Here is a 19,862-nt window from a genome sequence, read left to right as displayed (position 1 = left end):
ATTCTAGTGTGTAGGACTCATAATGAAGACTAATTCACCACCGGCCATTATTTCTTGGTGGGTTATAAATATCCGTTTTAGTTCTTGGCCATTAAGTATGGCTTTTTTAACGTAGACATTTTTATCAGACTGATTTTCAGCCCTCACTTTAAAGGTGTTGCCATTGTCTAAATTGAGCACTGCATTATTAATCTCAGGGCTACCTAAAACATAGTGACCTGATACAGGGTTAACTGGGTAAAAGCCCAGGGCACTAAAAAGATACCAAGCTGACATTTGCCCAGCGTCTTCATTACCTGCAAGTCCATCTGGCTTAGTTGTATAGAGATCATCCATTATTTTTCTGACTAATGCCTGTGTTTTGTGGGGCTGCTCTACAAAAGAATACAAATAGGGCACATGATGGCTAGGCTCATTTCCATGCACATACTGACCTATATAACCTGATATCCACTCAGGTACGTCGTCCATGCTTTGTTCCACTTCAAACATAGTGTCTAGTTTATTAGTAAAGGCAGTGTTACCTCCCATTAGTGTGACTAGGCCTTCGATGTCATGGGGCACAAAAAAACTATATTGCCAAGCATTGGCCTCGCAATAATCTTCAGGATGATAAGCATTTTCATCAAAGGGTAGTCGAAATTCACCTTGCTGGTCTAAAGCGCGCATAAAGCCCGTTTGCGGATCAAAGTGTTTACGATAGTTTTGGGCACGTTTAGTAAATTGCTGGTATAAAGCGTCTTCGCCCAAATCTTTGGCTAACGCGGCAATAGCCCAATCATCAAAGGCATATTCAAGAGTAAGAGACACATTCCATTTACGTTCTTCAAAAGGCACAAAGCCCAGTTCTTGGTAACTTGCAAGGCCAAACTTTTGTTGTGTTGCGCTTTGAATCGCCGCATCCAAAATGTCTTTGGGATCTTCTTTTAATAAGCCTTTTTTATAGGCATCGACTAATACGGGCACACTGTGGTAGCCCATCATCATGTCTGTTTCATTGCCCTGAAAGTTCCAAACAGGTAGTCTACTGGCAACCTTATAATGATCCATAATGGAGGTCATCATTTGGCTGCTGCGATCAGGATCCACTATGGTTTTCCAAGGGTGTAAGGCTCTGAATGTATCCCACAGAGAGAAAAACTCGTACCTAGGCTCGCCGTTTTTAGCAAAGCCACTGCTAGTATGAATATTACCGTCTGGACCTTTATAACGACCGTCAGAATCTGAAAATACCCGTGGAGCAAGAGAAGCGTGATACATAGCCGTATAGAATTGGCGCATATTGTCGGTATCTGCTTGGATTTCAACTTTGCTGAGTTCGTTTTTCCAAGCTTGTTTGGCTTCATTTCGAGTCTGCTCAAAGGTTTTGTTGATACCTTCTGCCAGAAAATTATTTTTGGCGTTATCTATGCTGACTGAGCTGATAGCGGTGCGTACTTCCACTATTTTGGATTGACTCAGGTCAAATTCAAATTGCCCCGCAATAGCGACACCTTGATGGCTTGTACCTGCGTTTGGTTGGCCGTCTTTGTGGATGACATAATCTTTGATTGGTGCGGAGAATCTTGTGTAAAAATACACTCGTTGATCAGGCGCCCAACCCGTCGATTTGCGGTAGCCAGCTATGGTGTGTTCATCAATAATTTGGATAGATGAACCTAAGGTTTTATCCCAATTTCTACTGTATCCAAGATCTAGCCTGACGACACCAGTTTGAGTGTCAGCGGCATAATTATAACGCTGATAACCAGTACGTAACCCGGCTGTTAATTCAACTTGTATGGCGTAGTCGTCCAGCATCACCTGATAATATCCAGGTGATGCAGACTCTTGTTGATGAGAAAAATGCGAGGCTATAACGCCTTGTTTGGGGCCTCCTTCTAATTCGAGTCGTTTAGCTGGCTTGGTCATTGGCATAAACGAAATATCGTACAAGTCGCCCGCACCAGTGCCAGAAAGATGGGTGTGACTAAAACCCGCGATGACATTGTCTGGATAAAAATAGCCTGCTATCCAGTCCCAACCGGTGCGTCCATTGTCTGGGCTCAGTTGCACCATTCCATGGGGAACGGTGGCACCTGGAAAGGTTTTACCTTTTCCGTCTGTACCAATAAAAACGTCAACAAAATCCGTTGGGTCAAACGCTTTGTTTTCGGTTTGATTAGTAGCAATAGCGGCTTGCTGCGGCTTTGTTACAAGGTTACATGCTACTAAACCTACCGAAGCGACTACAAACAACAAGTAGGGGAGGGGGGCCTTTTTCAATGTGCGATTTTTCTTCATTATTATTTAGCCTAGCGTTTTAAGTACTTCAAAGCAGGCGCCTAAAGTATGGTAATCACACTTAGAACCAGCGGCACTTTTTTCATCTGAGTATTTGCTATTGTCTTTGTGTAGCACCCGAAACCAAGCACCGTATTGATGATCGACCATATGTTGCCAACTGTATTGCCACAGCGCTTGATAAGCATCGAGAAACTGCTGCTCTTTTGTCACTTTGTACAACATGGATGCAGCCGCAAAACTTTCGGCTTGTACCCAAAAATATTTATCATCGTCACAACATTCACCATTTGGGGCAAAGCCGTAGATCAGCCCACCATGCTCTTTGTCCCAAGACTTTTCGTAAGCTCGCTCAAACAATTGTTTGGCTTGTTCTACCCATTTAGGATCCGCAGAATGTTTGTGCAATGTGAGTAACAATTTGCTCCACTCGGTTTGGTGACCTGGCTGAAATCCCCAAGGACGATACAAGTTTTTAGGATCGTCTTTGTTGTATTCCCAATCGGGTTGGAAGTCGGTTTTATAATGTTCCCAAATTAGATTGTCGGTTAAAGCCGCTTGTTTGAATGCGATGTTTTCTGCCAATGTAGTGGCACGTTCAAGGAACTTTTTATCGTTGCTTGCTTCGTATGCGGCCAGCATAGCCTCACACATATGCATATTGGAATTTTGGCCACGGTAGTCACTTACCACTCCATCTGCGCTAATTTCGTCGGCGTAGAGACCATGTTCAGGTAACCAGAAACGCTCTTCTAGTTGCTGATAGACCTTATCTAAGGGATCATTGTTATCGATAATATAGGCTTTTTTACAAGCCGCGTAAGCGAGCAGTACAAAGGCATAACCGTAAGCTTGTTGTGTCATGTCTTGAGCTTGGTTGTCTTGTATGGTCCAGGCATAACCTCCGGCTTCTTCGCACCAATGTTGATTTTCAAGGAAGGCTAAACCATGTTTAGCAACATCGATATAGTCGGGGCGATTCAGCACTTTTGCGGCTGTAGCATAGTTCACTATGATTCGGGTACTGCTGACCAATTGTTTAAAACCAGGAGCAAACACAGTGCCATCGTCTTTGTAATTTTGATGGTAACCACCATTAGGATCGATAACATTAGGATCGTAAAAATCCAAAATGTCCTGACAGTGTTTTAGCAAAAATGTTTGATCATAAAAATTCATAATAGCTTCCCTTGGAGAAGTTGGCTGATAGCATCAGCATTGAAACCGGTTTGAGTATGTAAATCACTTGCGGCCTGAAAAGAGGGTAACGCTGGAAAAGCGCCTGGTTGGCTGACGGCAATGGCGCCGCAACAACTGGCAAAGGCGAGCACTTCGGATACTGTCTGATTAGAAGTCAGGGCTTTAATAGGGTCGCTCAAATGACTCAACAGAAATAACATGCCGCCAATAAATCCGTCACCGCCTGCAGTGGTATCTACGGCTTTTATTTTAGGTGGGACCACCTGTCCATGATGACCTGCATAATGATAGTCAATCGGCGCTTCACCATCGGTTATGACTAACAATTCACAATGCTCGGCTAAACACCGTGCAATATAGGATTCGGATTGTCCTTCACTGAGGTAATCAAACTCATCTTTTGAGAGTTTCACTAAGTGTGATTGGAATACCAATTCGTTAACTAGTGTTCGATTGGCCTGTCCGCCTTCCCAAAGGTTATGACGCAGATTGACATCAAAGCTTACAAGACACTGCTGGGCTCTTGCCTGAGAGACTATTTCACGGGTACAAGAGGCAATATCTGCGGTGGTTAAGGTGTTACTACAAAAATGAAAGACAGGAGAGTCTACAAACCACCTAGCATCTACTTGTTGGCGAGTGAATAAAACATCAGCACTGTTGTCCCTGTAAAAGGAAAAGCTGCGGTCCCCAGTGTCATCAAGCATCACAAAGGCTAAGGCGGTTTTTGCAGTTGGGTGTCGAGCTAATAACTCGGTATCGACAGCGTATTGCGAAAGAGCATTTTGTAAAAAGTCGCCGAATGCGTCTTTACCTACTTGCCCTGCAAATTTAGCGCTACCGCCTAATTTAGCGACTGCCACTGCCGAATTGGCAGGCGCGCCACCAGGATATTGTCGAAATGACGGTAAGGTCAATTTGTCTTGCTCAATCACATCTTGGTGTAGAAAATCAATTAAGGCTTCGCCAAAGCATAAAACGGGTCTCATACCTTTTGTTCCTCAGCTTGGTTAATTGCTGCCGTATCTGCTGCATCTGTTTTTGAACCAGATAGAGCGTACCAACTGATATAAATGTAAGCGCATGCCGGCACTAAAAAGCTCATTTGTACTGAACTAAGGTCGGCGACTAATCCCTGTAATAGAGGTAATAAAGCACCGCCAACTATGCCCTGAACTAACAAACCCGAACCGCGACTGGTTAATTTTCCAAGTCCAGTGATGGCTAAAGAGAAAATGGTGGGAAACATAATAGAATTAAACAAACCTACGGCTAATATGGTCCACATAGCGACAGGACCTTCGCTGCTGACAGACATAAAAATACAGGCAATGGCTAAAACACTGTTTACCGCAAGAATGATGTTTGGTTTGATAAAATAAGTAAGGGCTGCTCCAATAAAGCGTCCAATAAGTGCGGCACCCCAATAATAGGAAATCATTTTACTGGCTTCATAGTTATTCATCGACATAATATGCGATTCAGCAAAATAATTGACCAAATAGCTACCTACTGACACTTCTGCACCCACATACATAAATATGGCTATGGCACCGAATACTAGTCTTTTGTGTTGCCATACAGAGTCATTACCGGTGTCTGATTGAGACGTCGTTTCGGTATTTTCAATCACAGGCAGTTTTAAGAACGTAAAAATGCCAGCTGTAGCTAATGCCACACCCGCGAGAATTATATAAGGTAACTGCACGGCTTCAGCGGTCACAACAGCTGCGCCACCAAAGATTAAGGCCGCGCCAAACATTGGACCTAGAGTGTGACCTAATGAATTAATCGCTTGGGCTAAGTTGAGACGGCTTGCTGCAGTGCGAGCTTCACCTAGAATAACCACGTATGGATTGGCTGACACTTGCAAAATTGTGATCCCTGAAGCTAACACAAATAATGCAAACAAAAACACAAAGTAAATTTCAAGCTCGGCAGCAGGATAAAAAATACAGCAACCTGCAGCTATACCAAGTAGCCCAAAGATCACCCCTTTCTTGAAGCCCACTTTTTCAATTAAACGACCAGCAAAGGGCGATACCACAAAGTAGGCACCAAAAAAGCAGAATTGTACGAGTCCGGCTTCTAAATAGCTTAACTCAAAAGCAGCTTTTAAATGTGGGATCAGTACATCATTTAGTGCCGTAATAAATCCCCAAATAAAAAACAAGGAGGTCATAACAATAAATGCGAAGCGCCTGTTTGATGGCGCGCCTGTACTACTTAATCCAGAATTAGGAATTGAACCCGCCATTTATTTAGCCCCTTTTAGGTCGTTTGTGGTGTCGTGTAATGACATTGAATAAGGATATGCGTTGAGATCTGTTGCCCAATTAACGTTAGGTGTATCAGACATTTCAAAAGTCAGTCGTCCACCTTGCTGAACAGCCTCATATGACAACCATGTTTTTTCATGGGGAGTGCCATTGAGTAACGTTTTCTGCACATATTTATTATTTTCAACATTATTCTTCGCGGTTATTTCAAATGTATTGCCGTTTTCAAGCTGTAACGACACTTTGTCAAATAATGGGCCGCCAAAAACGTATTGGTCAACGCCCGGTGTAACCGGATAAAATCCAATTGAACTAAACACATACCAAGCAGATGTTTGGCCATTGTCTTCATCACCACAATAACCATCAGGTGTCGCTGAGTAGAGTGAATCCATCACTTCTCGCACTTTTTGCTGGGTTTTCCATGGTTGCGAGGCATAGTTATATAGGTAAGCCATATGTTGAATTGGCTGGTTACCATGGGCGTAGTTACCCATATTGACTATTTGCATCTCGCGTATTTCATGAATCGTGAATCCATAATATGAATCATCGAATAAGGGGGGCATGTCAAACACAGCATCTAACTTGGCTGCAAATTTCTCAGTACCTCCCATTAGCTGTTTTAGTCCTTCAATGTCGTGAAACACTGACCATGTGTAATGCAAACTGTTTCCTTCCGTGAATGCATCACCCCACTTGAGAGGATTGAACGGTGATTGAAAACTGCCATCTGCATTTTTTCCGCGCATCCAGCCAGTTTCAGGATCAAATAGGTTTTTATAGTTGAGTGAACGCGCCTTAAATTTAGCGGCGTCTTCATTTTTACCTAATTTTTTAGCAAGTTGGTACAAATTGAAGTCAGCGAAGGCATATTCTAATGTACGCGCAGCATTTTCATGGATCCCAACGTCATAGGGCACGTAACCGAGTTTGTTATAATAATCTACACCTTCTCTGCCAACCGAACTCACAGGTCGGCCTTCATTGATTTCAGCGTTTTTTAAGACGGCGGCATAAAGCGTATCAATGTCGGTAGCGGCATTGCCCTTGAGGTAAGCATCAGTAATGTTAATTGCTGAGTTCGAGCCTATCATCACCCCTCGGTGACCAGGACTGGCCCACTCTGGTAGCCAGCCAGATTCTTTATAAGTATTGGCTAACCCTTGCATAATTTGTGAATTCAACTCGGGGTACATCATATTGAAGAATGGAAAAACCGCTCTAAAGGTGTCCCAAAAGCCATTGTCGGTGAACATATAACCTGGTAATACTTGGCCGTTATATGGACTGTAATGGGTTATTTGATTGTTGGCGTCATACTCGAAAAACTTACGTGGGAATTGCAATACGCGGTATAGAGAAGAATAAAACGTTCGGACGTTATCAATATTGCTGTCTTCTATGCGAATTTTACTTAGTTCTTGTTGCCACGCCTCGTTAGCTTTGGCTCGCGTTTCATCGAAATTGTCTGCGCCAATCTCTCGTTGCAGATTAAGTTCTGCCTGTTCGAGGCTAATAAAAGAGGACGCTACTTTTACATTGACTTGTTCACCGCGCTTGGTTTTAAAACCTAATATAGCGCCAACATGATCTCCTTCATTTTCTAGTGTATCTGCCTTGAGAGTGTAATCATCATGCCAGGTATGGGTTACCTCAAAATCTTTATCAAAAACTGCAACGAAATAATTATGAAAATTATCTGGCACACCGCCGTGGTTATTTCGGGCATATCCAACTACTTTTCTTTGTTTTGGAAATATCTTAACCATAGAGCCTTTTTTAAAGGCATCCAAAACAATATAAGATCGCTCTGCGTCGGGGAAAGTGAAGCGAAACTGTGCCCCTCTGTCACTAGGTGCAAGTTCTGCTACAACGTCATGATCGGCTAAATAAACGCGGTAATAATCGGGAGAGGCTTGTTCAGCTTTGTGGGAAAACCAAGAAGCTCGATCATCTTCACTAAATTTCAGTTCTCCTGTGATAGGCATAAACGCAAATGCGCCATAATCATTTAACCATGGACTTGGTTGGTGAGTTTGTTTGATGCCTCGGATTTTGTTGTCGTCATACTTATATGTCCAACCATCGCCAATAGGCGCGGTCATAGGGGTCCAAGAATTCATGGCCCATGGCTTAGTGATTGCAGGGTAAGTATTGCCATTTGATAGGCTAAATTCAGAATCTGTTCCCATTAAAGGGTTGACGTATTGTACGAGGTTTTCTTTGACTAAGTTTACTGGGCTTTTCTCGATTGGTTTCTCAATTGATTTTTCGGCTGAACATCCAGCTAAAAGCACCGCGACAGTTAAATAGTATTTTGATAGTGTATTCATTTTAAAAATTCTTCCAAAGACAACTCATGTGGAGACGATTAGTCCAAATGCTGTAAGGTTCAGGTAAAAAGTAATATACGAAACCAAATTATTTTGGTATATTGCAATCGATTACATTATAACAATATTATAACAACAATATCGAATATTCAACTAGATTCGAGTTAATCACTAATTAAACTCTAACTATATGAATAAAATGATTAAAATATAATATATTGTCATTTTTCTAATCCCTAAGATGTCATAAAATTGTATTTATATCTTTAAAATAAGTGATGAATGGCTTGTCGAATTGAATGTACTCGGTTACATTTGAGATATCTACCCACGCAGTAACACGTGTTTTTGGGTACCAACTGGACTGAAAATTTTAGATGACCACGGTAAAAGAAGTATGCAGATTAGCCGGTGTTTCAACCGCAACGGTTTCCCGTGCGTTGAAAAACCCTGAATTAGTCTCGGCTAAAACTCGAGAGCGCGTTTTTAAGGCTGTGCAAGAGTCTGGTTATCGCCCGAATATGCTGGCATCTAGTGTCAAGACAGGTAAATCCAATTCACTTGTTGTGTTGGTCCCTAATCTAAGTAACCCATTTTTCTTGCGGATCATTCAAGGCATTGAACAAGCAGCGCACGAGCAAGGTTATTCTGTTTTACTCGGTGATACCCAAGGAGAGCCTGCAAGGGAACATGAAATTGCGGGTATGGTTTTATCAAATAGAGCCGATGGGCTAATACATCTCGACCACTCTTTTCCTTTTTCGGCTAACGACGCACATCTAGCTGAGCGTGTACCTGTTGTAAGTGTATGTGAGAGGATTATGGGTGACAAAGAGTTTCCTGTTATTGAATTAGACAACTACGCCGCAACCCGTTCTTTAGCTAAACACCTAGTTAATTACGAACATCAAAAATTTGGGATCATTGCAGGGCAAAAAGACAGCCAAATACATTTGGATAGATTAGCGGGTATTAAAGACGTATTTGCTTCTGAAGGTATTAGTTTTGATGACGACATGATTGTTGGAGGTGCTTACTCTATCGAAATGGGTCAGCAAGGTGTGCGTGACTTAATGGCAAAAGACAATAGGCCTACTGCTATCTTATGTTTCAATGATGACATTGCCCTTGGCGCAGTGTTCGAGCTAAAACGTATGGGCATTCGTGTACCTCAAGATGTTTCAGTTGTGGGGTTTGATAACATCAAGGTTTCAGCTTTTATTGATCCACCACTGACTACTATTGACCAACCAGCCCATGAAATGGGTCGTAAGGCAGTAGAAGTGGTATTGCAAATTATTAATGGCGTACCTTTAAAGCGTAGCAGGGAGATCTTTCCTTATAATATGCTAGAAAGAGAAAGTAGCGGTCCAGTTAATCCCGATTTTTAATCTTTCAAATCCATGTCCTTTGCATAATTGTAAATTAGAAAAAATCAAATAAATCATAGACGTAAGTGTTTTTTTCATGCTACATCATGGCTTTTCATTATACACTTTCGCAAAAGCTAATACGCTTATCCTACTACCTAAGACGGTGTTCCAAACTCAAAACAAATCATCTTTAAAGCTACAACCTTTGTATTTTGATTCTTTCAAATTATATGCAAATAGAAAATAAACTCGCCGAATTAGGTCTATGTCACAGAGTTTTTGTAATTTTTAAAAGCTGAATGTTAAATATTTGTACAAAAATGTTTGTTATCAGTTGACAACAAAATACACCATGACTATGATTGTGATGCAATCGATTACAGTAAAAATAAAATTTAAATGAAAATAAAAAATTACTACCAACCCCATAATAAATATAAAATATAGGCATTATTTCACATCTTTAATGTAATCGATTGCATTTTATAGATGGAAACGGTGATGCGGTTTTGTATGAATCGCAACACTTTGATGGTGTGAGTTGGTGTGAAAAGAACGTAGAAAGGGGAGTCATTGTGAACGAGGCTACAAAAAGAACCTTCATAGAGGAAAAATCATGAGAACCAATATCAAGCGTAAATCGGATGTGTATGCCGTATCTACTCTATTTAAAAGATCACTAATATGCGCGGCAGTTTTTGGCGTCATTGGAACGAGTCATGCTCAACAAACTCAAACCGAGACCGATGCTGAAGAGGTCATAGAAATTCGTGGTATACGAGCCAGTGCAGCAGAAAACTTAGCCATTAAACGACTTTCTAATTCGGTAGTTGATGCAATAACCGCTGAAGACATCGGTAAGTTTCCAGACAAAAACGTTGCTGATTCATTGCAACGTGTACCTGGTGTCGTCATTCAGCGTAGCGGTGGTGAAGGTACCTCTGTCAGTATTCGTGGTTTGTCCTCAGACCTAACCTTTACCCAATTGAACGGTAATTTTATTGCTTCCTCACCTGGAGCACCAACTCGCTCGTTTTCATATGACTTACTTCCTTCTAACTTAGTTGGAAAGGTAGAAGTATTTAAATCGGCCCAAGCTCGCTTAGATGAGGGCGGCGTAGGCGGCACGGTTATAGTACATAGCCGCAAACCTCTGGATATGGAACAGAACTCAGGTGCAGTGAATGTGGAATACACATACGCAGATATCACTGATAAATTTGAGCCTCAATTTAGTGGGATTTATTCTTGGAAAAATGATGACGAAGACTTTGGTATCTTAGTGAGTTATACCAATCAAGTAAGAACCAATCGTACCCAAACCTCAGCCGTTAATATTATTAATCAAAACTATCTATATTCTGAAATGGTTAATGGCCAACCTGTAGAAGGCGGTGCTACAGGTTATTCACCTCAAAGTTTTAGACAATTGGTATTAGAAGAAGACAGACAACGCACTGGGGTACAATTTACCACTCAGTGGAGGCCAACAGAGAACTTGGAACTTGGGTTTAATTATTTTGGCTTCAAATTGGGGTTGGACTCCATCTTACACCAGCTCGAATACCCAGAATGGCATAATAATTCCAAATATTGGACCGATGTTCATGTCGACGCCGATGCGCAATATGTCACAGGCATTGATTATAGTGTTGGTGCTGGAGGCACTGAACAAATCGCGCAAATACCAAGAATTAATGGTGAATTTGTTATTGAAGAATCGACATCAGATACGTTTGATTTTTTTGCCAATTATGAAACCGACGATTACAAAGTAAAATTTGTCGTGGGTCATACCGAATCTGAAGGTGGTCCTTCTGAAAAATATCGCGCAGCCTATTATTCTGGATCAAATGTTCAACAACAAAACAGTTCGCAGTTTTTTGGTTGGAGTTTTGAAAATCAAGAATTGATTACCTATATGGACCCTGAGATGTTTAATAATCTCAAAGCAGGCATTGGAGGTGAGCCTGATGTGGGGGCAACAGACTCTAGTTTTGTTGGTGGCACTCAAGAAGAGGATTACGCACAAGTCGATGTTGATTGGTATGTAGGGTGGAATGTTATTGAAAGTCTACATTTTGGTGCTAAGTATCGTAAAGGTGCAATACGCCGTGATACTCGTAATACCTTTTACTTAGATCCAGATTTTGATATTGCTGCAGGAGAAGCCAGCCCTGGAGGTATTACGCTGGAAGATGATTATTCACGCAATGGTGGAATACCTAACATTTTAGATGTGTTGCCAGATGCACCTTTAGGAAATTTGTCTGACGTCATTAATGTCAATGTTTTCCCTGCTGTGGATTGGCATAAATATCAGGCAGAGCTGAACAAAAACTTTAAGCCTTACACCCGTTATGAACCTGACTATGTGTACGAAGTTGAAGAAGAAATTTTTGCAGCATACGCTCAAGCCGATTACTCATGGAAGGAATTACGCGGTAACTTTGGTTTAAGAGTCATTCAAACCACTACTACTAGTACCGCAAGTGATAGGTTTGAGTATAGGTTAGACCGCACTGACGTCGATGGCGTGGACATTCCATTCGATACCGCTATTCAGCAAGATATTTTGATTATTCCTAAAAGTGAAGATAAGACAGAGGTCTTACCTAGTTTTAACATAGCTTGGGACTTTAAAGAAAACTGGGTCTTTCGGGGAGCGGCTGCAAAAGTCATCGCACGCCCTGGTTACGACGATTTAGGTCAATTCCAAACATTGACATATCGCTCTGCAGAGTGGGCCGCTGATTCAAGTGCCCGTGATGACTTCAATCCGGATACCGATAGCGAAGGTTGGTCAGGAAGTGGCGGTAACTCCTCTCTTGAGCCCTTTGAGGCAGTTCAGTTTGACCTATCTATTGAGTATTATTATGGCGACGGCTCGGGAGCAAGTGTTGCGTTTTTCCACAAAGATGTTGACAACTTTGTGGTGCCTTTAATTTTAGATGTGCAACGTAGCGTACCTGAGCAATCTTTTACTGTTAATGGCCAGACAATTAACGTTGGTGGAGACATAGCCGTTAGGGATTTCTCTACTTCTGCTAATGGTACCAACGCCACCTCTAAAGGGGTGGAGTATGCGTTCCAACACTTCTTTGATAACGGTTTTGGTATCTATGGTAATTATACCCGCAACCTTACCAATCAGGCCGATGTTTCTGTTGACGGTGCCAAAGTTGGCGAGTCGCCTCTTACTGGTAGCTCTGAATACCAAGGAAACTTTTCAATCTTTTTTGAAAACGACTTGTTTAGTGTACGTGCGTCATATAACGAACGTGGACCCACTATTGGTGGCTTAGTGACGTCTTGGGATCTTAACTTCTATACCGACACTTATGAACAAATTGACATAAACGGCAGCTACAACATTACTGAAGATCTTGTGCTATCAGCTTCTGTTATCAATTTAACCGAATCAGAAAGTTACACTCATTTAGGTAATGATACGAAAAATAGATTTATTTCAAATAGTTACAGTGGGCGCCGCATCTACGCTGGCATTAATTACAGATTCTAAGAAATTAGCGGTGTGCCAAAGATTCAGCGGTCTTTGGCGTCCTACAAAACAGATTGGATAGAGGAATTACAATGAAAAAGCTCAAAATCAATAAAACGTCAGCCGCTTTGCTGTTGTCAATCAGCACGTTATTCGGTTGTAGTGCGGATGACCCTGTCGCTACAGATATACCAGAGCGAGCAGCGACTAATAAAGTGACATCGGCTGATATTTCCGGAAGTGCCATAAAAGGTACCCTAAGTAATGCGGTTGTCAGTGTACAGCAGATGAACGGTGCAGATATTAGTATCTTGTCAACCAATCAAACCAACGCAGACGGAACCGTTAATCTGGAAGTGCAAGCTAATGCTGGGTTTGGAATAGACAGCATGTTCAAAATTACAGTTGCCGCAGACAGCGGTACACAAATGACTTGTGATGCTATTACTTGTGCCAGTGTTGGCATGGGGGAAACCCTAAGTGGCAGTCCTTTAACGGGCTCTAACTTGACCACTTTGACCTATGTGAATGTGCCTCTTTACAGCCAGGCAAACGGTACTGCAGACGCGACTTTTAACGCTAATGCATTCACTACCATAGCGACAACTTTGATCGAACAAGCTGTAAGCGAAGGCAGAAACGTTGCAGTAAGACAACTATTTGAATTGGCGTTGGAAGAGTTTTCAGCAACAACATTGAAAGCGCTTGGTGTATTTTCGCCGGGAACCAATGTTTATCAAACCCAAATGATCAGTGCTGAATCTTACGAGAACTTTGTCGTGGATGAAGATTGTCAAATGGTGCCATCTGTGGACGAAGATGGTAATCCCATAGTGGATGACGAAGGAAATCCTGTTGATGTTGAAGAATGTACAGACGTTTTGGCAGATAGTGACTTGATTAAAGTTTCACTGGCCAATGCAGCTTTCGCCAACATCAGTGAATTTGAAGGTTTTAACGCACTATACAGAGAAACTGCAGCGCGTATACAAGCTGCAGTCGCTGGTGATGCATTTGCATTAGCGCCTATACGTGAACGTTTGTTAGCGTCAGTAAAAGCGGTACCATTTTTAGCGGAGTTGGGTGTAACAGCAGAGCAAGTCATTGATGTTGAATTAACTTTCCTTGATGACGTCTCAAGTGGTGGTCCAGTGCAAGAAGTGACCACGGCTGAAAACATGGCAACAGCAATTATTACTGCTCGTAATAGGATTGGTGATGGTGAAGCGGAATCCAAGGCATTTGACGGAGACCTTGAAACCAAATGGCTTGATCACAACGATTGGGCTGGGGCACCAACGGTTGACGATCCTTCATGGGTGCAAGTGCAATTCGCAGAAGCTCATGCCGTAAATAGTCTTTTTATTACTAGCGCTAATGATGCCGATGGTCGCGATCCAGAAAACTTTAATTTGGCAGCTTCTAATGATGGTGTGAATTGGGTGACGCTGGCAAGTTTCCTTGGTGAGTCATTCGATGAAAGATTCCAACGCAAAGAGTTTAGGTTTAGTAATGGTATTGAATATTCTTACTACCGCTTAAATATCACCAAAAATAAGGGTGATGACACTTTAATGCAGATTGCTGAAATTCAGTTAGTTGGTCCTATCCATGCAAGTGTCGATCATACTAAACCAGTTGGAACCGGTGTGATTACTGCCCGCAACTACATTAGTGATGGTGAAGCTCCAACTATGGCATTCGACGGTAACGCCGAAACTAAATGGCTTGATCATAACGATTGGTCAGGTGCGCCAACGGTCGAAGATCCTTCTTGGGTGCAAATTGACTTTCCAGAAGCTGTAGCGGTTAACTCTCTGGCTATTACCAGTGCTAATGACGCAGATGGTCGTGACCCTGAAAATTTCACTCTAGTTGCTTCAAATGATGGCGGAGTAACATGGACAGTTTTGGGCGAATGGTTAGGGGAAGCATTTGACGAACGTTTTGAGCGCAAGTTGTTTAGTGTTGATAATATCTTAGCTTTTGAAACCTATCGCTTAAATATCACCAAAAACAAAGGTGATGATACTTTAATGCAAGTGGCGGAAATTGAGTTTATAGGTCCTGTTTTGGCAGGGTTAAATCATGGCAGAACAGAGGGTGCAATGATTACCGCTCGTAACCGTATTGGTGATGGTGAAGCGGAGACTAAGGCATTTGATGGCGATGTTGAAACCAAATGGCTTGATCACAACGATTGGTCAGGTGCACCAACAGTGGAAGACCCATCTTGGGTTCAAATACAACTTCCTGAAGCCGCAACAGTCAACAAACTGGGTATTGTGAGTGCCAATGACGCAGCTGCTCGAGATCCTGAAAACTTTGATCTACTGGCTTCAAATGACGGTGAAAATTGGATAGTACTCAATAGCTGGATAGGTGAAAGCTTTGATGAACGTTTTGAACGAAAACAGTTTAGTTTTGGCAATGACCTAGGTTTTAGTTTCTACCGTTTGAATATCACTAAAAACAAAGGTGATGACACCTTAATGCAAGTGGCCGAAATTGAATTGTTAGGACCTCAGTACTCGTCTGTTGATCATTCATCTGCTGCCGATGTGGTCATCACTGCCCGTAACCGTATCGGTGATGGTGAAGCAGAGACAATGGCTTTTGATGGCAATATTGAGACTAAGTGGCTTGATCACAACGATTGGGCGGGCGCACCAACAGTTGAAGATCCTTCTTGGGTACAGCTTGATTTTAGCAACGCGAGAATAGTGACTAGTATCGCTATCACCAGTGCCAACGATGCTGATGGTCGCGACCCTGAAAACTTCAACTTAGTGGGTTCAAATGATGGTGGTGTGACATGGCATCCCATTTCAAGTTGGATAGGCGAGTCTTTTGATAGCCGTTTCGAACGCAAGTTGTTTGAAATGGGTAATGGTTTTGCATATACAACTTATCGCTTAAACATTACTAAAAACAAAGGCGACGATACCTTGATGCAAATCGCCGAAATTGAACTTATTGGCCCTGAGCTTTAAGTTCCTAGAGGATTAACACCTCTAATAATAATTAGCTGTCGGCTTGTAGAGTCGACAGCTAGTCTTTTCGTGTATTTTCTAAATCCTAATAAGTGAACTTGAGTAGGGAATGAACAAATCCAAGTACTTTTTTCTAACCCAATTCCAGAATGTGTGCAGTGATAAAGACTAAGTTAACGGTTTGAACAACAGAAAATAGACGAAAATATTAACCTAATTATGGATGAAGTAACGCCTTTGAAACGCACCACTACAGATACAGAATGCCACTCGCCTAAGCCTAGCTATTTGGTCGGAATAGATGGAGGTGGAACACAATGCAGAGCAAATATTTACAACTCAGAGAAACAATTGCTTGGTTCTGGGGTAAGTGGATCAGCTAATCCCGTTAATGGCCTTGAACAAACGAAAATTTCTATTACCGATGCCATTGCACAGGCTATTGGACACGCGAAAATTCAGTGCCAACCTAGCCAACTAATTGTAGGGGCTGGGTTAGCTGGTTTACACCTGCCTGCCATGCAAGAAAATATGGGAAGGTGGCAACATCCGTTTCAATTTTTGCATGTGACTACTGATATACATGCGGCTGTAATAGGCGCGCACCCTCAAAAAAATGGTGCAGTTATCATTTTAGGCACTGGTTTTAGTGCACTTGCTATGGTTGATGGCAAACAAATATCCATTGGTGGTTATGGTTTTCCTATCAATGCCACTTGCAGCGGCAGTTGGTTTGGATTGGAAGCCATAAAGGCAATTCTGCTCGATAATGATCAAGTAGGACCAAGTACATCCATGACCCAAGCGGTTTTGGGTAAAGAGAATGTCATTTCACTTGCTACACGTCTCAATAATGCTCAGTCTTTTGAATTTGCCAAATACGCACCTTTGGTCTTCAGCCATGCAGATAGTGGCGATGAACTCGCTATTAGTTTGATTAAACAAGGTGCTGATTTTATCAATACCGTTATGAAACGCTTTCTTGCCGGTGGTGCGCATTCCATTGCCTTTGTTGGCGGAGTCGCACCACCGCTTCAAAAATGGCTAGACCCTAAATTAAGACTCCATGTAGTCGAACCCAAATTTTCACCGGAATACGGTGCAATGTTATTGGCACAACAACAAATGGCGGTAATCAATGGCTAATAGAAGAGATTTTTTAAAATTATCTGCCATAGGCAGCGCATTAGGATTGGTATTTTCAACTAGCAATTCCGTATCGGCTAAAAATATCAAAAAAAGCCAAAAGCCCATAGTGGTATCCACCTGGCAGCACGGCTTAGCCGCCAATGAAGCTGCTTGGCAAGTTCTAGCTAACAACGGACGTGCGATTGACGCCGTAGAAACTGGAGTGCGTATTCCCGAGGCGGATCCTAAAGTGCGAACAGTAGGTTTAGGTGGTTATCCGGATAGCAGTGGCAAAGTCACATTAGACGCCTGCATCATGGATGAATATATGAATTGTGGCTCGGTGGCTTACTTGCAGAATATTAAACACCCGATTTCAGTTGCCCGAAAAGTCATGGACGATACACCTCATGTCATGTTGGTAGGTGAAGGTGCGCAACAATTTGCCAAACAACAAGGTTTCATTGAAGAAAACTTACTTACCGAAGAATCAAAATTAGATTGGCAAAATTGGTTGAAATCAGGCCAAGCAAAAAAACTCATCAATATTGAAAATCACGACACGATTGGCATGCTGGCGTTGGATAACGAAGGTAATTTATCAGGAGCTTGTACTACAAGTGGGGCGGCATACAAGCTACCTGGTCGTGTTGGTGACTCACCCATCATAGGTGCAGGTTTGTATGTCGACAACGAAGTGGGCGCGGCTACCGCCACAGGCATGGGTGAACTAATGATGAAAACAGTGGGATGTCATTTAGTAGTAGAGCTTATGCGCCAAGGAGCATCTCCACAAGAAGCTTGCCGTCAAGCTGTACAACGAATCGCTAACAAACTAGATGATTTTGAACAATTCCAAGTTGGCTTTCTGGCTTTAAACAAGCAGGGCGAATACGGCGCATTTTGTATTCAGTCTGGTTTCAATTATGCAGTGAGAGATGTTCAAGGTGAACAGTTAATCGATGCTAAAAACCTGTTGGAAAACAAAGCATGAGAAAATATTTTTTCGCTGTATTTGGTGCGTTAACTCTGTTTTGCCAGCCACTACCAGCAGAAACAACGGCCAAAATAACAGCGAATGCCGCGCCTTTTGCACTTACGCTTGAGCAGGCCAAAAACTGGACTCCCGATAGTCAATTCGCAGCAACAGAAAACGTTGCCAGCATTGCTTTGGCCAGAAGAGTCGATGCACAACTTCATGGAAATATGCCTAACTTAGACACCCGCGCTAAAGTGTTGTATGCCCCAGACGGTATGAATAATTTCGGCAATTATTTAGGAACTCAGCCTAAGTTTAATTTGTACAACTTTACCCATTGGGCACAAATTGATGTGCTGAATTGGTTTGCTGGTACAGCCGATCATACGGTTCAGATCCCCGCTAAACCATGGGTAGATACAGCCCACAAAAATGGCGTCAAAGTGATAGGTTCTATCTTTTTAGGTGTCGCTCAGTGGGGGGGCAATCCGGATACGGTAGAAACGTTGTTAGAACAAGACCAACATGGACGATTTGTGTTTGCTCATCGGCTAGTTGAAATTGCCAATTATTATGGATTTGATGGATGGTTGATGAATCAAGAAACCAACCTAACTGCTGTTAAAGATGAAAACAACCAACTCGTAAAAGGGCAATCGGATCCCAAACGTGGCGCAGAGCTTGGCGAAAAAATGCTGCAGTTTATGCAGTACCTAACGGCTATTGCGCCCCAAGGGATGGAAATTCACTGGTACGATTCTATGTTACGCAACGGCCAAGTGAAATGGCAAAATGAAATCAATGTAAACAATCAGGACTTTCTACAAGCCGCTGTGCCTAGCGCCGACGCCATATTTATAAATTACTGGTGGAATAAAGAAATGTTGCTTAATTCCCATAAACGCGTCAAAGCCCTTAAACGCTCTCCTTATGACGTGTACTTTGGTGCCGACTTATGGCCTAGTAGAAATGCACAGCGTTCCTTTAGTCGCAGCCAATGGCTTGAGTGGTTATTTGATCCAGAAACGGGCGAAGCGTTATCTTCGATAGCTTTATTTGCCCCCAACTTAAATTTTAATTTTGACGGTGAACCTCATACGCCGGCATTTAGTCAATTTAAAACCAACCCTGATGACTACCGACGTTTTTATGCAACCGAGCAACGTTTGTTTAGCGGTGATGATTTAAATAGTGCCAAAAAGGATAAGCAAGGATGGTCAGGCATTGATAGTTACTTAGCGGCCAAATCAGTTATTACTAGTTTGCCTTTAGTGACCCACTTTAATACCGGACAAGGCAAATTTTGGTTTGAGCAAGGTCAGGCTAAAAGTGGCCCTTGGACCAATATCAACAAACAGAGTTTATTACCTACTTGGCAGTTTGCGGTGTTAGATGAAGACGCTGATTCCAGCATTCAACCTTATTATAGTTTTGAAGCGGCCTATCAAGGTGGCAGCGCGTTAAGTATTGAAGGGCAAACCGGATCTGGAAAAGCCACTATCCCGTTATTTTTTACTCGCGTTCATATTCAAAAAGTAAAAAATATAGAAATTATTGCCCAGGGCAACACCGCTGATTTATCTGTATATACCACTTCCGACAAAGGTGAAACCCTGCGTTATAACTTGAAAAATAAGCAAGCTAAGTCGCACCCAAATGGCTGGCAAAGTTATCACTTTGTTGTACCCATGGAAAAGCCAGAAAACATCACCCAAGTTGGCCTAGAGTTGACTCCGCAAGTAGGTCAAACAGTGAATCTGAAAATCGGTAAGTTGGCGTTGTATTAAGT

General features: G+C 42.3%; 11 protein-coding genes. 6 read left to right on the top strand and 5 right to left on the bottom strand.

Going from position 1 to position 19,862, the window contains the following annotated elements:
• Nucleotides 1–3 precede the first annotated feature (3 nt).
• Genes ABJK37_RS00310 through ABJK37_RS00290 form a run of 5 tightly spaced genes read right to left on the bottom strand, consistent with a single transcriptional unit; the run spans nucleotide 4 to nucleotide 8,098 of the window.
• Nucleotides 4–2,283 carry a GH92 family glycosyl hydrolase gene (locus ABJK37_RS00310; protein ID WP_348348908.1) on the bottom strand — a complete coding sequence of 760 codons (2,280 nt, stop codon included), beginning with the start codon at nucleotides 2,281–2,283 and terminating at the stop codon, nucleotides 4–6.
• A gap of 6 nt (nucleotides 2,284–2,289) precedes the next feature.
• Nucleotides 2,290–3,462 (bottom strand): AGE family epimerase/isomerase, encoded by a 1,173-nt coding sequence (locus ABJK37_RS00305; RefSeq protein WP_348348906.1) that lies wholly within the window; start codon nucleotides 3,460–3,462, stop codon nucleotides 2,290–2,292.
• Entirely contained in the window at nucleotides 3,459–4,472 is a 1,014-nt protein-coding gene (locus ABJK37_RS00300; protein WP_348348904.1) for a carbohydrate kinase, read from the bottom strand. Before ABJK37_RS00300 ends, ABJK37_RS00305 begins: the two co-directional genes overlap by 4 nt.
• Complete coding sequence (locus ABJK37_RS00295) at nucleotides 4,469–5,740, bottom strand: sugar MFS transporter (protein ID WP_348348902.1); 1,272 nt, start codon at nucleotides 5,738–5,740, stop codon at nucleotides 4,469–4,471. The genes ABJK37_RS00300 and ABJK37_RS00295 overlap by 4 nt, the downstream gene beginning before the upstream one ends.
• Nucleotides 5,741–8,098, bottom strand: a complete 2,358-nt coding sequence (locus tag ABJK37_RS00290; protein ID WP_348348900.1) for a GH92 family glycosyl hydrolase — start codon at nucleotides 8,096–8,098, stop codon at nucleotides 5,741–5,743.
• Between the two features lie 377 nt (nucleotides 8,099–8,475).
• Between ABJK37_RS00290 and ABJK37_RS00285 the strand changes: the two genes are divergently transcribed.
• The 6 genes from ABJK37_RS00285 to ABJK37_RS00260 all read left to right on the top strand — a co-directional run bounded on the left by ABJK37_RS00285 (nucleotide 8,476) and on the right by ABJK37_RS00260 (nucleotide 19,860).
• Nucleotides 8,476–9,489 carry a LacI family DNA-binding transcriptional regulator gene (locus tag ABJK37_RS00285; protein WP_348348898.1) on the top strand — a complete coding sequence of 338 codons (1,014 nt, stop codon included), beginning with the start codon at nucleotides 8,476–8,478 and terminating at the stop codon, nucleotides 9,487–9,489.
• A 598-nt stretch (nucleotides 9,490–10,087) separates the two neighbouring features.
• Entirely contained in the window at nucleotides 10,088–12,994 is a 2,907-nt protein-coding gene (locus tag ABJK37_RS00280; protein ID WP_348348896.1) for a TonB-dependent receptor, read from the top strand.
• A gap of 71 nt (nucleotides 12,995–13,065) precedes the next feature.
• Nucleotides 13,066–15,966 (top strand): discoidin domain-containing protein, encoded by a 2,901-nt coding sequence (locus ABJK37_RS00275; protein WP_348348894.1) that lies wholly within the window; start codon nucleotides 13,066–13,068, stop codon nucleotides 15,964–15,966.
• A 219-nt stretch (nucleotides 15,967–16,185) separates the two neighbouring features.
• Complete coding sequence (locus ABJK37_RS00270; protein ID WP_348348892.1) at nucleotides 16,186–17,112, top strand: BadF/BadG/BcrA/BcrD ATPase family protein; 927 nt, start codon at nucleotides 16,186–16,188, stop codon at nucleotides 17,110–17,112.
• The gene (locus ABJK37_RS00265; RefSeq protein ID WP_348348890.1) at nucleotides 17,105–18,088 is read left to right on the top strand and encodes a N(4)-(beta-N-acetylglucosaminyl)-L-asparaginase; all 984 of its coding nucleotides are present in this window, start codon (nucleotides 17,105–17,107) and stop codon (nucleotides 18,086–18,088) included. The genes ABJK37_RS00270 and ABJK37_RS00265 overlap by 8 nt, the downstream gene beginning before the upstream one ends.
• On the top strand, nucleotides 18,085–19,860 hold the full coding sequence (locus ABJK37_RS00260) for an endo-beta-N-acetylglucosaminidase (RefSeq protein WP_348348888.1): 1,776 nt from the start codon (nucleotides 18,085–18,087) through the stop codon (nucleotides 19,858–19,860). The genes ABJK37_RS00265 and ABJK37_RS00260 overlap by 4 nt, the downstream gene beginning before the upstream one ends.
• Nucleotides 19,861–19,862: the final 2 nt, after the last annotated feature.

The sequence above is a fragment of the Paraglaciecola sp. genome (assembly GCF_039964565.1).
In the GTDB taxonomy this organism is placed as follows: Bacteria; Pseudomonadota; Gammaproteobacteria; order Enterobacterales; family Alteromonadaceae; genus Paraglaciecola.
Note: the sequence above shows the minus strand (reverse complement) of the source record. Positions and strands in the feature narration are given on the sequence as shown.

Excerpts from the sequence above, each read along its gene's own strand:
- ABJK37_RS00265 (WP_348348890.1), top strand. The coding sequence starts at position 17,105 with ATGGCTAATAGAAGAGATTTTTTAAAATTATCTGCCATAGGCAGCGCA.
- ABJK37_RS00300 (WP_348348904.1), bottom strand. The coding sequence starts at position 4,472 with ATGAGACCCGTTTTATGCTTTGGCGAAGCCTTAATTGATTTTCTACAC.
- ABJK37_RS00285 (WP_348348898.1), top strand. The coding sequence starts at position 8,476 with ATGACCACGGTAAAAGAAGTATGCAGATTAGCCGGTGTTTCAACCGCA.
- ABJK37_RS00275 (WP_348348894.1), top strand. The coding sequence starts at position 13,066 with ATGAAAAAGCTCAAAATCAATAAAACGTCAGCCGCTTTGCTGTTGTCA.
- ABJK37_RS00295 (WP_348348902.1), bottom strand. The coding sequence starts at position 5,740 with ATGGCGGGTTCAATTCCTAATTCTGGATTAAGTAGTACAGGCGCGCCA.
- ABJK37_RS00280 (WP_348348896.1), top strand. The coding sequence starts at position 10,088 with ATGAGAACCAATATCAAGCGTAAATCGGATGTGTATGCCGTATCTACT.
- ABJK37_RS00270 (WP_348348892.1), top strand. The coding sequence starts at position 16,186 with ATGGATGAAGTAACGCCTTTGAAACGCACCACTACAGATACAGAATGC.
- ABJK37_RS00310 (WP_348348908.1), bottom strand. The coding sequence starts at position 2,283 with ATGAAGAAAAATCGCACATTGAAAAAGGCCCCCCTCCCCTACTTGTTG.
- ABJK37_RS00260 (WP_348348888.1), top strand. The coding sequence starts at position 18,085 with ATGAGAAAATATTTTTTCGCTGTATTTGGTGCGTTAACTCTGTTTTGC.
- ABJK37_RS00290 (WP_348348900.1), bottom strand. The coding sequence starts at position 8,098 with ATGAATACACTATCAAAATACTATTTAACTGTCGCGGTGCTTTTAGCT.
- ABJK37_RS00305 (WP_348348906.1), bottom strand. The coding sequence starts at position 3,462 with ATGAATTTTTATGATCAAACATTTTTGCTAAAACACTGTCAGGACATT.